The sequence below is a fragment of the Marinobacter sp. THAF197a genome (assembly GCF_009363275.1).
GTDB lineage: Bacteria > Pseudomonadota > Gammaproteobacteria > Pseudomonadales > Oleiphilaceae > Marinobacter.
The window spans coordinates 2,214,104-2,228,994 of record NZ_CP045324.1 but is presented as its reverse complement, the minus strand read 5'-3'; the positions used below and the strand labels follow the sequence as shown (position 1 = coordinate 2,228,994).

General features: G+C 56.6%; 15 protein-coding genes and 1 tRNA gene. 8 read left to right on the top strand and 8 right to left on the bottom strand.

Annotation, left to right across the window (positions count from 1 at the left end; genetic code table 11):
* Positions 1–60 precede the first annotated feature (60 nt).
* Positions 61–2,748 carry a hypothetical protein gene (locus tag FIV08_RS10335; RefSeq protein WP_152438267.1) on the top strand — a complete coding sequence of 896 codons (2,688 nt, stop codon included), beginning with the start codon at positions 61–63 and terminating at the stop codon, positions 2,746–2,748.
* A 23-nt stretch (positions 2,749–2,771) separates the two neighbouring features.
* Here FIV08_RS10335 and FIV08_RS10330 read toward each other — a convergent pair whose 3' ends face one another.
* From FIV08_RS10330 to FIV08_RS10320, 3 genes are all read right to left on the bottom strand, one after another.
* Complete coding sequence (locus FIV08_RS10330; protein WP_072677200.1) at positions 2,772–3,404, bottom strand: CBS domain-containing protein; 633 nt, start codon at positions 3,402–3,404, stop codon at positions 2,772–2,774.
* Between the two features lie 114 nt (positions 3,405–3,518).
* Positions 3,519–5,390, bottom strand: a complete 1,872-nt coding sequence (mnmC, locus tag FIV08_RS10325; RefSeq protein WP_152438266.1) for a bifunctional tRNA (5-methylaminomethyl-2-thiouridine)(34)-methyltransferase MnmD/FAD-dependent 5-carboxymethylaminomethyl-2-thiouridine(34) oxidoreductase MnmC — start codon at positions 5,388–5,390, stop codon at positions 3,519–3,521.
* Positions 5,391–5,395: 5 nt separating this feature from the next.
* Positions 5,396–5,992: a peptidylprolyl isomerase gene (locus FIV08_RS10320; protein ID WP_152438265.1), complete on the bottom strand. Its 597-nt coding sequence runs from the start codon at positions 5,990–5,992 to the stop codon at positions 5,396–5,398.
* Between the two features lie 202 nt (positions 5,993–6,194).
* Here FIV08_RS10320 and FIV08_RS10315 point away from each other — a divergent pair, with 202 nt between their 5' ends.
* A complete protein-coding gene (locus tag FIV08_RS10315) occupies positions 6,195–6,941 on the top strand; it encodes a pilus assembly protein PilB (protein WP_152438264.1) in 747 nt (248 codons plus the stop codon).
* A 71-nt stretch (positions 6,942–7,012) separates the two neighbouring features.
* On the opposite strand, the gene FIV08_RS10310 is transcribed toward FIV08_RS10315, so the two are convergent.
* The 3 genes from FIV08_RS10310 to flgA form a co-directional block, all read right to left on the bottom strand.
* Positions 7,013–7,483: a flagella synthesis protein FlgN gene (locus FIV08_RS10310; protein WP_152438263.1), complete on the bottom strand. Its 471-nt coding sequence runs from the start codon at positions 7,481–7,483 to the stop codon at positions 7,013–7,015.
* A 7-nt stretch (positions 7,484–7,490) separates the two neighbouring features.
* On the bottom strand, positions 7,491–7,817 hold the full coding sequence (gene flgM / locus FIV08_RS10305; RefSeq protein WP_106695863.1) for a flagellar biosynthesis anti-sigma factor FlgM: 327 nt from the start codon (positions 7,815–7,817) through the stop codon (positions 7,491–7,493).
* Positions 7,818–7,945: 128 nt separating this feature from the next.
* Positions 7,946–8,647 carry a flagellar basal body P-ring formation chaperone FlgA gene (gene flgA / locus FIV08_RS10300; RefSeq protein WP_172972267.1) on the bottom strand — a complete coding sequence of 234 codons (702 nt, stop codon included), beginning with the start codon at positions 8,645–8,647 and terminating at the stop codon, positions 7,946–7,948.
* A gap of 192 nt (positions 8,648–8,839) precedes the next feature.
* On the opposite strand from flgA, the gene FIV08_RS10295 reads away from it, so the two are divergent.
* The 5 genes from FIV08_RS10295 (at position 8,840) to FIV08_RS10275 (ending at position 13,185) form a co-directional block, all read left to right on the top strand.
* Positions 8,840–9,769, top strand: coding sequence for a chemotaxis protein CheV (locus FIV08_RS10295; RefSeq protein WP_058091162.1), 930 nt, complete (start codon positions 8,840–8,842; stop codon positions 9,767–9,769).
* A 37-nt stretch (positions 9,770–9,806) separates the two neighbouring features.
* Entirely contained in the window at positions 9,807–10,634 is an 828-nt protein-coding gene (locus tag FIV08_RS10290) for a CheR family methyltransferase (protein ID WP_152438261.1), read from the top strand.
* Positions 10,635–10,637: 3 nt separating this feature from the next.
* On the top strand, positions 10,638–11,819 hold the full coding sequence (locus FIV08_RS10285; protein WP_152438260.1) for an MFS transporter: 1,182 nt from the start codon (positions 10,638–10,640) through the stop codon (positions 11,817–11,819).
* Between the two features lie 9 nt (positions 11,820–11,828).
* The gene (locus tag FIV08_RS10280; protein ID WP_152438259.1) at positions 11,829–12,725 is read left to right on the top strand and encodes a LysR family transcriptional regulator; all 897 of its coding nucleotides are present in this window, start codon (positions 11,829–11,831) and stop codon (positions 12,723–12,725) included.
* A 94-nt stretch (positions 12,726–12,819) separates the two neighbouring features.
* The gene (locus FIV08_RS10275) at positions 12,820–13,185 is read left to right on the top strand and encodes a DUF7352 domain-containing protein (RefSeq protein WP_061332202.1); all 366 of its coding nucleotides are present in this window, start codon (positions 12,820–12,822) and stop codon (positions 13,183–13,185) included.
* Positions 13,186–13,265: 80 nt separating this feature from the next.
* Here FIV08_RS10275 and FIV08_RS10270 read toward each other — a convergent pair whose 3' ends face one another.
* Both FIV08_RS10270 and FIV08_RS10265 read right to left on the bottom strand, forming a co-directional pair.
* Positions 13,266–13,919, bottom strand: a complete 654-nt coding sequence (locus tag FIV08_RS10270; protein ID WP_152438258.1) for a cupin domain-containing protein — start codon at positions 13,917–13,919, stop codon at positions 13,266–13,268.
* Positions 13,920–13,938: 19 nt separating this feature from the next.
* A complete protein-coding gene (locus tag FIV08_RS10265) occupies positions 13,939–14,469 on the bottom strand; it encodes an isochorismatase family protein (RefSeq protein ID WP_058091157.1) in 531 nt (176 codons plus the stop codon).
* 167 nt (positions 14,470–14,636) lie between these two features.
* On the opposite strand from FIV08_RS10265, the gene FIV08_RS10260 reads away from it, so the two are divergent.
* A tRNA-Ser gene (locus FIV08_RS10260) sits at positions 14,637–14,727 on the top strand.
* Positions 14,728–14,891 lie beyond the last annotated feature (164 nt).

The following is a 14,891-nucleotide window of genomic DNA, read 5'->3' as shown; positions in this document are numbered from 1 at the left end:
GGGCGTGTAACGCACCCGCTGGCACCGCCATAACAACAACGTCATGAAACGGATTTTTGCATGCGCGCCGATCTGCTCCCTCGCACCTCCTTCTCTGGCCGCCTCCTGGGCCTGGCCCTGATCGCACTGGCGTCTGCCGGCTGTAAAACCGAGAAAGACCCCGACCAGCCCACGCTGCTTGGCGCGCCGCCTACTACCGCCTACCTGGGCGTAGAGTATTACTACAACTGGGGCGCCTATGGTGGCGAAAGTATTCTGGATTATTCCCTTACTAACGCACCGTCCTGGCTGGCGCTGGAAGATACCAGCAACAAGGCCCGGCAAGGCATCATCATGCGTGGCGTCCCCGGGCTTTCCGGAGGGGCGAGAGGTGAGGCAGACCTGGGCCGAAACGACAATATCGATATCGTCACTACCGATGGCCGCATGGCCGGGTTCCAGCCTTTTGATATTGAAGTCAAACGGAATGTGGTGTCGCTGGAGGCGCCGTCGTTCACCGAGGGCGAAAGCCCGGACATTCCCGACAGCTCCAGAACCCGTTGTGAGCTGCCCGCCCTGGATGTGGTCGGCGAACATGACTATGAGATTGACCTGTACAACGAGGATGGTTCGTTTAAGGAGTCCAAGGCAGTTACTTCGCCAACCAATCGCGTGTTTGCAAAGGTCCTTTTAGACCAACCCTCCGTGACAAGGGTTTCCATCGCTTTCGAGCTGCGCTCGGAGTTTGATGAGAATAACTGTGATGACGAGGAAAACCCGCCGCACCAGCGGTGTGAATACAGCAGTGACAACCTCGGCCGGGCCATTATCGGTAACGACATTGTCGTGCAGGGCAGCAACACCGCGTTTCCGGTGGATGAACAGGGCGAGGAGCTGACCTACATTGAGTACTACGAGAATGACGCTGGCATCAAGGACCGGGGGCTGATTACCCTCGAGCCAGGCATCACCGAGTGCTACATACCATTGGAAGTCATTGACGACACCATCCCCGAGCCTTCCGAACTGGCGCAGCTTCATTTAACAGAGGTGCGCACGGGCATTGCCTCCCTGGGCGCATCGGACACCGGTGTGCGAACCAACCTGACCATTCGTGACAACGAACCGACGGTTGCCATCGAAACGCTCAACGGTGGCCCCAGGGATACTCTGAACACCGGTACAACCGGGCAATATCGGGCCACACTGTCCGGTGATAGGGAGGACGTCGTCAAGGTCCGTTTGACGCACGCCCAAGGCTCCACGGCACGGCTGGGAACCGAGTTTGTCATTGAGCAGGAGGGCGTGGAAAACGATACGTTAAGCTTCCCCGTTGGCCAGAATGAATTGCTTTTCGAGGTCCGTGCCAGTGAGAGCTATTCGTCGCCGGAGGACCTGCACGACCGGTTTGCGAACCTGGCGGTAGACAGCCGGTTCCAGGCGGGCCGGGAAGGTTATGCCAGAGGTGCCAGCGATAACCTGTTGAGGCTCAGTTTCAATCGTCTAAAAGAGTCTATTGTCTGGAATGACGGGTTTGTTGCGACGGACTTTGCCGTTGGTCATGGCGGCCGCTACTTTGTGGCCGGGAGTCACAATGGCCAGGTTCAGGTGCGCATTTATGATCAGACTGGCGCCCTGCTAGGCGACCCCGTGGTTGTTGCCGATCTCGCAGATGCCTCAGCCCGCCCGGATGTATTCGTGGATGTGGCGGAGCGCCGGGTGACCGAAGACACGGTCCGGGTCACCCGATATGAAATGGCCGTGGCATTCACTACTGACGAGCCGATCGGCTCAGGTGATGCCGGGGCCGGAGATAATGTGATTGTAGGCGTTTATCGACTAAGTGAAGGAGAGTATCAGCTGCGCTGGGATGATCTGCTTCGGTTTGGTACCTCCGGGCAGGACCGTGTTCGATGGATAGGGCTCAATCCAGGCAGCGGCTATGTAGCGATTGCCGGTGAAACCGACGGCGTTTGGAGTGGCGAGTCGTCCGCCGGCGGCATCGACGCATTCCTGACAAGAGTCGACACCATCCCTGATGGCGATGTGCTGGTGCCAACGATCGCCTGGACTCGCCAGGTGGGCTCCGGAGGCGATGATAACGTGGTGGGCGGCAGTGTCGCCGCTCTCAGCCCTTTGCTGTTTGGCTTTGCACCATCATCGATCGATGGCACGGCGGTTACTGGCCCCTTCTTCTTCGGTGGCAGCGCCTCGGGGACAGTGTCGGTTTACCAGGTTGGAGAAGAATCCGCCGAGGTTCTGCGGCACGGGTTTTACGGCGATGGTAGCGCCTGGCTGATTGGTGACGGCCCCTTTGAGTATCGAGTGGAAGTCAACGAAGACGACGCTGACGAACTCATTCGCACACGTGTGAACAGCCGGGCCGGGTTTGCTCTCGGTTACAGTACCTCGGGCGCCATCGGCAGCGCATTGTCGGCCAATGATCAGAATGACACTGCCATTGTAGAGCTGAGTCAGGGCCTTCTGTTTAACGGCGATATGGTCATTGCTGGCTCCACCGATGGGGTCTTCGCTGAAGTGGCTGGAAACCCTTCCACCCGCCATGCAATCCTGGCAAGGCTGAATCGTGGTGAAGAAGAAGCGGCTTACCGGAGCTGGCGCATTCAGCCTGAGGTAGAGGGGTTGAATGTGTTAAGGCTGAAAAACTATCGGGATGATGAAATTACTGCGTTGGTGGACCTGGGTGGTGAGCTGGCAATTAGACTGTTCGGCCCGGAGGGCGATGCACTGACCTCCGATACCCCTTAATGGCTTTGAAAGGGGAAGGGGACTTAGACGGCCCCCTCGTGCCGGCTGGCGCTGGCATACAGCTTCAGGTAGTCGGTACTGGTCACAATGCCTGATGGTTGGCCCTTTGCGTCAACGATCAGTGCCGCGTTCAATTGGTGCGCAAGCATAAGCCGTGCGAGCTGGTGTGCGTCTGTTTCCGGAGAGGCGGTCAGGAAAGCTGGCAGTTCAACCTGAGACAGGCTGTGATCTACTGCTTGTGGCGGGTTTTCGTGGAGCCAGGAGAGCAGCCAGCGCAGGTCAATCAGGCCCGCAACGTTGTGGTCGGCCAGTATGACCAGATGGTGCACATTGTTGTCTTCCATGCTGGACATGGCCTCACCCATGGACGCCGTGGCGGGTACTGAGTAAAGCGCCGGTGAGCATATTGCCGAAACGGGCAGGTACACGCGCTCCTCGCGCCGCTCTCCGGCGGCTGCGGCGCCATACTCCTGGAGTGCACGGTGGCGGCCGCTGTTGGCGGCCTGCTGAAACTCCGCGTCGGTTGCCTCGCTGTGGCCCGGTGAAATCGCGCCGGATTCCGTCAGCTCGGTGACGTCGCCAACGCGACGGCTTCGCAAGGCTTCCGGCAATCGGGTGCCGATTGGTCGCCCCGGCTCACTTACGTGAATAGACATTCCACTAACTCTCCCATGTGACTGCTGCAACATCCCAATGCAGAGCAGCTCCTGTAATGGTAACGGCTGAATGTCACAAAACTGTATACCGGCTTCATTACGCCTGAGTAAGTGTCAGGTTCGGTATAGCCTCCCCGTTTCCAGTCGCTTTGAGAGCGGCGCTGGCAAGCAGTGGGGTTGGCCGCTGATAACATCTGCCAGGTATTCTGCCAGCAAGGGTGCCCAGACCAACCCTTTGCTACCGAGGCCAGTCAGCAGATACAGGTCGTTGAGGTGGTTCCCTTCGGTATCCTGCATGCGGCCGGCCACAGGCTGATAATCGTGGGTGGTGCAACGAAAGGCCACTCTCCCTTGCAGCTGATCCGGATCGGGCAGCAACCCTTTAACGACAGATGGCAGTGAGCGTTGCAGCTCATCGAGGTTTTCCTGATGGCCGGCCCGGGTAGGGTGCCGGGTGCTGTCCTTCAAGTCGAACGTCGCGCCAGTAACCGCACGGCCGCCGTGAACCGGATTGACATACTTGGTTCCGCAGATTACGGCTTGAGGCAGGTTGAAGTCTGCCTCCGGTAGTTCAGTAACCTGACCTCGGATCGCTTTCAAACGGAGCTGCCCGCCTACGGGCACCAGGGCGGGGCTTTCGTGACCTCCGGCAATGACCACAGCGTCTGCGCGGCTGTCTTCGCCAGAGTGATTTCGGATACACCATTGATTGTTACATGGCAGAAGGTTAGCGACCTGGTAACTGAATCGTGTTTCAATCAGCGGGTGTTCAGCCAGCTGCTGACAGGCCTTTGCAGGCTCAAGCCAGCCAGAACCGGGAAACCAGAGACCGCCAGTGTTAACCGCAATTCCTGCCAGCTCGCTTGCCCGGATTGCATCCACCGGTTCCAGCAGGTCAGCCGGGTAATCATTGCGATCGCAGAACCGCCGCTGGCGATCGGCTTCCTGATCATCGGTTGCCAGTTGCAGTAGTCCCGTTGGGTGCCAGAAGCGGTTTTGCCAGGGCCGATAGAAACGTTGGCTGAAACTGAGGGCCGTTGCAGAAAGCTCAGTCTGTGCGTTGTACTCCACGCCAAGTTTTACATAGAGTGCGCCCTGGGGATTGCCAGATGCCGCAGAACCGGTGTGGGGCGCCTTGTCCAGTAGCAGCACCTGAACACCCCGTTCCGCCAGGTTGCGGGCGAGCAAGGTGCCGGCAATTCCTGCACCGATAATGGCAACCGTGCCAGTTTTCGCCTCTTGTTTAGTCGCATTCCCCGGCGCGTAAATACCTGCAAGCATTTCCCGCTTGCGGCCAAAGCCAGGGACTTTGGCGATCTCGAAGCCAGCCTCTGCAAGGCTGCGGCGCACACGGCCAACGGCGGTAAACGTGGCCAGGGTCGTTCCGGGTTTGCTGTGGCTTGTGATCAGCCCGATGGCGTCGTCCAGCCACATGTCCGGGTTTAACGACGGGGCGAAGCCGTCAAGGAACCAGGCATCGGCTGTAAAAGTGAGATCCTTCCAGGCGTCCAGGACATCTCCAAAATACAGGGTAAGCCGAACCCGACCTCCGGCCAGCACCAGCCGATGAGTGCCCTTGATCAGTGGAGGGTACTGTTCGATAAGCTCCGCTGCCAGGGGGGTTAGCTCGGGCCAGTACGACAGGGCCTTTTCGAGGTCCTGACGGCGCAGGGGAAATCGCTCTACCGACACAAAATGCAGAATGGCGCTGTCATCGGCCGAGCGCTGCTTTAACCATTCCGCCCAGGCGGCGAGAAAATTCAGGCCCGTGCCAAAACCGGTTTCAGCAATCACAAAGTGGCTCGCGTCTGGCACCTGCTGGAACCGCTCCGGCAACTGGTTATGCCCGATAAAAACATACCGGGTTTCTGCCAGGCCGTTGTCCCTGCTGAAATATACGTCTCCAAACCGGGTGGATTCGGGCACGCCGTCGCGCCAGACAAGTTCTGCCGGCTCCATGGCCGGCGGCAGGCAGGGGGAATGCATGGTGCTCAGTCTTCAGTGTTAACCAGAGTCACTTTCTCGATCACGACGGCCTGAACCGGAACATCCGCCATGCCCTGGCGATGTCCGGTTTGTACGCCGGCAATCTTGTCGATCACGCCCATGCCTTCGGTGACTTTGCCAAAGACCGCGTAGCCCGCACCACGCACACCAGCATTCAGGAAATCGTTTTTGGCGACATTAATGAAGAACTGAGAGGTTGCTGAATTTGGGGAGCTGGTTCGGGCCATGGCCACGGTGCCCCGAAGATTAGGCAGGGTTGCTGAAGCTTCGTTAACGATGGGGTTCTTGGTCTGTTTACGGGCCATGGTGTCGGTAAATCCGCCGCCCTGAATCATAAAGCCGGGAATCACCCGGTGAAAGATCGTACCGTCGTAGAATCCGTCTTCGACATAGGAGAGGAAATTCTCCACGGTTTTCGGGGCTACGTCAGGGCGCAACTCAAGCTCAAAGGCCCCTTCAGAGGTAACAAAGCGAACCTTCGGCAGTTCTTCTGCCTGAATCGGAGTGGCCAGCATCAGGGCAGCGATGGCGGCAAACAGGACTGACATCACAGTTGATACGGGTTTTACGATATTTGTCATTTCAGAGGCTCTCACAGTTTCAGTTGTTATCAGGAATCCTGAGACAATCCGGATAGAACAAAATTAGCGAAGATCTTAACAGATCCTTACCTGAATAAGTGCAAATCAGAACAGCGTAGGCCAGGTGATTGGGCTACGCTTTAATCATTATCAATACCGGGCCTGGTTGTACGGTGATCACTCTGAATGCGGGAGGAGCCTAGTGAGAATCCGTAAGGGGTTTGAAGAAAAGTCCCGGCTTGGCCGGTTGTTGATCAATCGCGGCTATTTGTCGGAAGGTCAGCTGGACGAGGCGTTGTTGTTGCAGCGGGAAACCGGGCAGCGCCTGGGCGAAGTGCTGATCGCCGCTGGCTGGGTGACTGACAAGGAACTGCATCGTGTTCTCAAGCACCAGGCCCGTTATCGTAATGCGGCAGCGCTGGTTACCATGGTGACGTTGCCGTTTCAGCCGTTGGTGTCGCTGGCGGCTGGCAATACCAGCGCGGCATCCATGCCTGCACAGGCCGGTCAGTTATATGAAAAGGGGGGCTTTGCGCCTCTGTCTGACAGCGATATGGCCGGCGTAACGGCTCAAAGCAGTGTGGGCTTGCTGGAGCGTATTGAAACGGTTGCCGCAATGCCGGGAAGTGCTGGCGGCGTTGTTGATGATCCGCAACTCGCCGGACTCGATTCAGTAGAGGGAATCAAACTGGCCGCCAACATTTTTGTGCCAGTGCTCAGTTTCCTCGATTCCGACCTGACCATCTCTGGTGTTCACTACAGGGAGGGTGAGCCCCGATATTCCATTCGAGAGGATGGTGCCTTGAGACTGGCGTTTCCCGAACGGATTGAGGAGATCCGGATGGACAACATCCGCGTGAGCGGCAATCAGAGTCCATCCATGGGGAACGTGAGCATTCACAACATACGGTTTCATCCGGATTCCCAAATGACGATGTACACCCGTTAATGCACGGGTAAGGTGAATCTGACGAAAAACGCCCGGATAGCTCATCCGGGCGTTTTGGTTTGCAGGGTCTGTCAGGCGCTGGCCAGAATGTTGCCGCCGGATACGCTGGTTTGCTCGCCCTTGGCACCATAAAGCTTCTGTTGGGCAGAGGCCCCACGGAAGATGTCCGTGAGTCGCGTCAGGCGTTTTTGAAGGTGTCCGACAACACGACCGTTGTTCTGGTTCAGTTCCTGGCACGCACGAAGGCGCCCATCGGCGGTTTTCCAGAGTTGGTACAGGTCTTCCATGCCGCCGGCACGGATAAACCTCGAGGGCTCGCCGGCATCCGGTCGGTACCCCATGCTCACCAACAGGCGGATCTTTTGTTTCGCACGCTCACGGATATCCGTCAGGATGTTGTTTTTCTGAGCGGTTATTTCCTGGAGCGGAGCGATGTCCGAGGACGCCAGGAGTTGTTTTTCCTGGTTGAGAAGGTCCGCCAGGGTTTCAAGCTGGCGGATGTCTTCTGAGAGGAGGGTCTTCAATTCAATGATTGCAGCCATGTCTTACTCACCCGAAAATGCTTTTATCCATCTCAAGCATTTTCTGGGCCAGTTTCTCTGCATCAATTTTGTAGGTGCCATCTTCCAGTGCTGCGCGAATCTGCGCAATGCGGTCGTCATCCATTTCCGGGTAGTCGCCCAGTTTCTGTTCCAGCTGCTTCAGGTTTTTTGCCTGATTGCTGAGACTGACGTTGTCGCCGCGGGCAGCCGTGCTTTGAGCCTTTGCCTGCTCTCCAGCCGTGGAGGGCGTGCTCTGGCTGCCTGTTGCTTTGTCGGCCGTGGTTCTGGTGGTGTTGACCTGGCCGGGGCCAATTCCATTTAAGTCAACTGACATAAGGATACCTGCTTGCCTGTGGCCACCTTCAAAGGTGGCGGAATCGGGTTTATATCTGCGTATCGGCAGCGTTAAGCTGACCTTTAGAAAAAAACGGAAAAAATTTTCCGCTGGGCACGGATTTGCCGTTACATGGCAATTTCCACCCGGCCAGGAGCCGTGACCGTTGCCCGAACCGTGCGTGCTGATTGCAGATTCTCGACCATTACTTGCTCGCCGACACTGGCACTGGCCAGCGCCTTGCCTCGGGAACTGACCGAGAACACTGCGGATTTGGCGGTGATGATAACATGATCGCCCCGCTCAACGGCATTGGGAGCTTCGAGCAGATCTGGCGTCAGCACCGACCCTGCATTAACTGGTCGCCTCACCAGCATGCCGGATACCTGTTCGCTATCTGTGAGAATGCCTCTGCGGCTGGCGTTGATCTGCACCTGCTTTTCCTGCAACAGTTCACCGCTGATGCGCTCACCGCGGGCCAGAGGCCGAGCTGCCACAAGGGCGGGGCCGTGTACTTCGATACTGGCTGTGACGAACATCCGCCATGGCCGCTCCCCGGCACAGGACACCATCACCGATGGCGATGTCGTCCGCAGGGGATCGTTGGTAAATGCGGTTTCGAGTGCCTGTTCGCAAGCAGCCAGGCTAAGCCGGCTATCGATGCTGCCGACAGCGAAGCTCACCTCGTATTGTTGCTGGCGCTGCTCGTCGGCCCAGGCTTCGATAAATTGACCGGCGGCATCGCGTATCTCGTTTGCGGTGGTGGCCGCAGCCGCGGTATTCAGGCCGAGGGTCGATAGGCAAAAGGTCGCTAAAAAGATGGTTCGCATCTGCACTGCTTTGTCCTATGCTGTCAGTTAGGCATATTTATGCGAGTTCCGTTAAGGAAAATGGCGCTGGGGCCGTTAACCTTGATTGGACACCGGGCGTCAATGTTTTGGTCCGGGTTCGCGTAAGCAAGTTGTTTAATAATAACTGAGCAAATTCTGTGCCGATCGTTGGCATGCCGGGAGTAGAAAGTTATGGCAGGGGTGTTGGACAGCGTTAACCAGCGGACGCAGCTTGTTGGTCAGAACCGGCTTGAGCTGTTGTTGTTCCGTTTGCGCGGGCGGCAGCTTTACGGGATCAACGTTTTTAAGGTGAAGGAGGTCCTTCAATGCCCGAAGCTGTCATCGATTCCTAACAGCCGCCAGGTAGTTCGGGGCGTGTCCCATATCCGTGGCGAGACCATCCCCATCATCGACCTGAGCATGGCTATTGGCATGGCAGGCATTCCGCAGGAAGAGCTGGCCACAAGCTTTGTCATCATTACCGAGTACAACCGCAAAACTCAGGGCTTTCTGGTGACGGGTGTCGACCGGATCATGAATATGAACTGGGAAGATATCCTCCCGCCACCCAAGGGGGCTGGCAAGGATGTGTACTTGACGGCGGTCACCAAGATTGATGACAAACTTGTAGAAATCATTGATGTAGAAAAGATTCTTGCAGAAGTTTCTCCGCTCAGGGAAGATGTCACCGAAGAGCTGAAAACTCGCAGCGCCGAGCGTGTGCCCGGGCATTTGCCGGTACTGGTTGTTGATGATTCGTCTGTGGCGAGGCGCCAGATCGAGCGCTGCCTGACCGCGATCGGAATGGAAGTGGTCACCAAAAATGACGGTAAACAGGCGTTGAACTATCTCAAGGAGATCACGGGGGACGGTTCCACTGCCCGAGACCACTTATCGTTGATCATTTCCGATGTGGAAATGCCGGAGATGGACGGTTACACCCTCGTTACCAGAATCAAAGAGAATCCGGCGCTCAGCGGCATGTATGTGATGCTCCATACATCCCTGAGTGGTGTCTTTAACCGGGCGATGGTTCAGAAGGTCGGTGCCGATGACTTCATGGCGAAATTCAGCCCGGACGAGCTTGCCGAGCGGGTAATGGAAATTATTGACCAGAACTGATGCCTCGGCTCATGGACTTACCCACGATAGAGATCCAATGAAAGCGGAAATTACGCCTCAGGAATACGAAGCCTTCAAGACATTCCTGCAGGACGCTTGTGGCATTCTGTTGGGTGACAACAAGCAGTACCTGGTGAAGAGCCGTCTACGCAGGATTCTTGAGGAAAACAACCTGAATTCACTGGGTGAGCTTCTCGATCGCTTGAAGCGGGTGGGGCGCAGCGGCCTGCGTGAGCTGGTTATCGATGCCATGACCACCAACGAGACCCTCTGGTTTCGGGACAACCACCCATTTCGTATCCTTCAGGACAAGCTATTGCCGGAGTTCGCCGAGCGCAATTCGCTTCAACCGCTTCGCATCTGGTCTGCTGCGTGCTCAACAGGACAGGAGCCCTACTCGGTAGGTATGGTTGTGGATGAGTTCCGGCGCAACCGGCCCGGGAAGTTGCGGGACGTAAAAATTACTGCAACGGATATTTCCAAAAGCGTCCTGGAAGTGGCCCGGCGGGGCGAATATGAAATGATCGCCATCGGTCGTGGGCTGTCACCAGAGCGGCAGAAGCAGTTTTTTACGCCCTCTGCCAACGGTGGCTGGCAGATAAAGCCGCAAATCAAGGCCATGGTGGAGTTCAAGGAACTCAATCTGCTTGAGCGGTATATGCTTGGCAAGTTCGACATCATCATGTGCCGAAACGTACTGATCTATTTTTCCGCGGACCTCAAGAAAGACATCCTTACTCGATTGCACGGGGCTCTCAACCCCGGTGGCTATCTCATTCTGGGCGCCTCTGAATCGTTGAACGGCCTTCCTGATCTGTACGAGATGGTTCAGTGCCACCCCGGCATTATCTACAGGAAGAAATAACTCATGCCATTGAATGTCTGGGTGCTGGTGGCTGCCCAGGCGCTGGCCATGTGCACCGCGCCTTTTATCGTATTCATCGGCTCCATCCAGGGGCGTTTGCTGGCACCTGCGCCAGAGCTGGCCACCTTGCCGGTCGGATTGGTGGTGGTCGGCACGGTTTTGGCCATCAAGCCGGCGACCTGGCTGATGGAGAGGGTAGGGCGCAAGCAGGTAATGCTTCTGGGCGCGGTTTCCGGGGTTCTTGCCGGTTTGCTGGGGGCCTATGCTTCCTGGCAGTCGCACTTTACCCTGATGTGTCTTGCTGCGGTTCTGGGTGGTGCGGGCCTGGCCGTGGTGCATCAGTATCGTTTTGCGGCGATGGAGTCGGTTGCACCGGATTTGGCCGGCTCGGCCGCTGCGAGAGTGTTGCTGGGTGGCCTGGTTGCAGCCTGGTTGGGGCCTGAAGTGGCTGGCCTGGGCAGTGGTCAATCTGAATCCTACCCGTTCCTGTACAGTTGGGCTGGATTGGCCGTGGTTCAGGCCCTGGCGTTTGTCATTCTTGCGCTCGGGTACCGTGCCAAGTCAGAACGGGTGCCCGAAACCGTGGTTGGCGGAGGTCGCCCACTCAGGGAGATTCTGGCAAACCCGCTGGTTTGGACAGCTATCAGCGGCGCCGCCATTGGCTACGCAGTGATGAGCTTTATCATGACGGCAACCCCGTTGAGTATGACGGAAATGGCCGGGCATGATCTGGATGACGCCAAACGGGTCATCCAATTGCACATCATGGCTATGTATCTTCCGTCACTGATTTCCGGTTGGTTGACCCGGATTGTCGGCATCCCGTTAATGATGGCGGCGGGATTGTTGGCGTATCTGGCTTGCATTCTGCTGGCGGCCAGCGGTATCAGCTTTCACCATTATCTGTGGGCTCTTCTGTTGCTTGGCGTGGGGTGGAATTTCCTGTTTGTTGGTGGGACGACCCTGTTGCCCCAGGGCTACCAGCAGTCTGAGCGTTTCCGTGTGCAGGGCCTGAATGACATGATGGTGTTCACCGCCCAGGCGACAGCGGCATTGAGTGCCGGCGCTGTACTGGCCTCGGTTGGCTGGGCAAGCCTGCTACTGGTGGCGGTACCATTATTGGTGCTGCACAGTGTTTTGATGTCGGTTTGGTTGCTGCGGTCACGAAGAGCGACCACAAACTAGGTTTACGTCATGGATCAGCTTAATCTCAGGCACCTCTATTATTTCTGGGTCATCAGCCGTGAGGGCTCGATTGCCAAAGCCAGCGAGCTGCTCGATCTTGCGCCGCAAACCCTGAGTGGCCAGCTTGCCACTTTCGAGGAATCAGTCGGAGGGCAGTTGTTCAGCCGGGAAAGGCGGCGTCTGGTCCTGACCGAACTGGGGCAATTGGTTCAGTCCTACGCCAACGACATTTTTGCACTGACTGGGGAGCTGTCTGAAACCTTGCGTTTGGCCCCCGCTGATCGCCCGCTGAGATTGGCGGCCGGCGTTTCGGCGTCTATTCATAAGCTGATTGCTTTTCAGTTATTGCAGCCGGCCCTGAAGCTGAACAGGCGAGTCAACCTGGATTGCCGAACAGGCCGCGCCGAAGATTTGCTTCTCAGTCTCAAACGCAAAGAACTGGATGTCGTGCTGACAGACCGTATGCCTCAGACCGAAGCGGTCACAGATCGCTTCGCGGTTCATCCCCTGACATCGTCTACCATCAGTTTGTTTGCCGCCCCGGAGATGGCTGGGCGGCTTCGGGACGACTTTCCGGCCTCTCTCAATCATCAGCCCTTGCTGGCCAACGCCACGGACGCGCCGTATTTCCAGAAGCTGATGAACTGGCTGACCATCAGCAATGTCAGGATGGACCTGGTGGCCCGGGTAGACGACAGTGCGCTTATCAAAGTGTTCGGGCGGGAAGGGTTGGGCGTGTTTGCGGCGCCAACGGCAATCAAGGAGGAGGTTTGCCGCCAATATCAGGTGGAGGAAATTGCGCCTGTCAAAGCGGTAACCGATCAACTGTACGCCATCACCCGAAGCCGGAAGGTTGCCCATGAAGGTGTGCGGGCAATCTGTAGCGGCTTTGATTTACCTCGATAATATCGATGATTTTTGCTCAATAAATCTTATTTTCTCGAAGTCTTCGGCGGTGCATGATGGAATTGTGTCTGGCAACCTCTGAAGGAGTATCGCCATGAAAACCATTCACAAGTTCCGTCTTGAGCCTGGAAAAGAGCCGACCACGTTGACCCTGCGTGAGGGATGCAAAGTGGTTCGGTGCGAGTATCTGGTCGCCCAGAAGGCCGTTTTTCTCTGGGTGCAGCAGCCTCTGAGCGTTACGGTCCCGATGGTGGAGCGGCAGTTCAGGGTTGCCATGTCCGGCGAGCCGGTGCCAGATGCCTATGAGTACCTGGATACCGCACTCGATCCGTTCGGACCAGAAGCCTACCACGTATTCGAAGTGCCGGCTGGTGAAGGGATGGCTATCGGTAATGGCCACGAACGATTCGGCAGTGATGAGTTTGGCCAGCCCGGTTGGCGCACCAATCTCGCCTCTTAGCCAGGTGGTGTTTGATGATTTTGTTGTAGTCGGGATAGTGCTCTATTTCGGCCCCTCTCGAGGGGCCGCTTTTGGTTAAATCAAGCCAAGGGGAGGTGACCGGTCTTCACCCAGATGACTGTTTCCTGGTCAACAAACGGGTGATGCTGGCTCAGGTGTGGGCTACGTAACCAGGTTCCCTCGGGATAACGGCCATGCTCATCGCAGAATTCTCCGCTAAGTACAAAGATTTCCTCGCCGCCAAAATGCCGATGGGGTTGAAACACTTCATTGGCTGGCCACTTTACCAGTGCTACATGCTCATGCTCGAACTCATGCAGCGGCATCACCTGCAGTCCGCCAATGCCAGGCAACCATTCTGCGGTGTTGGTATCGACACGAACCGTGGCCGTATCCCGTTGATCAAACTGGTGTAGCTTCACCAATAACGTGCAGCCTTGTTTGCTGAAGGGTGCATGCCCGCTACCTGGCGGATTGCGCAAATAAGTGCCTGCTGGGTAGTGGCCTGTTTCATCAGAGAATACGCCATCCAGAACCAGTATCTCTTCGCCCAGCGGGTGTTCATGACGGGCAAAAGCCGAGCCCGGAAGATAACGTACCACGCTGGTGGCGTGTCCCCGTTCGGCTTCCTCCCGGGCCAGGGGTTTGCGTTCAACCCCGGCGGCGGGGCTGGCAACCCAGGGTTGCTCGGCGGTACGAATCACCACCCGTTGGGAGAAATCCATATTCAGCATGAACACCTCATTAGTTCGGTTATTTGATCAGCGCCTGAATGTCCCGGAATCGGGGATGCTTGCAATGCACCATCCACTCGAAGGCCACCATCTCGGTGGTGACAATCCGGGCGCCACTCTGGTGCAGGCGGTCAAGTGCGACATCCCGGTCGAAGTCGTTACGGGAGCCGGTGGCATCCGCTACCACCCATACTTTATAGCCAGCATCCAGCAGACTCAGTGCCGTTTGCAGCATACATACGTGGGTTTCGCAGCCACCGATGACAATTTGCTGGCGCCCCTCCGGTAGCTGATCAATCAAACCGTCCGGGCAGGCATCAAAGTGATGTTTGCCGACGGTGACGTTGCACAGTTCCCGCACTGACTCAACATTCGGTCCCAGCTTCTCGGGTAGCTGCTCCGTGCCCACCACCGGTACCTCCAGCAACCCCGCAATGGTGGCCAGCAAGGTACAACGATCAGCCACTTCAGCGCCCTGGCTTATGGCGGGCATCAGGCGTTCCTGAACATCAACAAGTAGCAGCGTGGATTGTTCTGCCTTCATCAGCATGGTTTTTCACTCCAGGTTAAAGGATCTGGCTACAAGAATGAGCAATTATCCCCGTTCAAACAAATTTTTCAGGAATCTCGCTGGAGACAGTTGCCAAACGCCCCCAAAACCATTAAAGTTTGCGCCCTCAAATGAGCGACGACATCGCTGATTTGAAACAGTTTATTGGAGAGGTGGCCGAGTGGCTGAAGGCGCACGCCTGGAAAGTGTGTATACGTTAATAGCGTATCGAGGGTTCGAATCCCTCCCTCTCCGCCAATATGAAACCCCAGCAGAAATGCTGGGGTTTTTTTATTTCTATTCCTCTTCATTGATTTCCCCGCAGCTCCTTAAACTGACCTCCGTCAAACCAGTTTTAGTCTCTATCACTTATCCTGCTCTGTTAAACTACATGGCATAACGTTATTCCAAAACGGAGATAA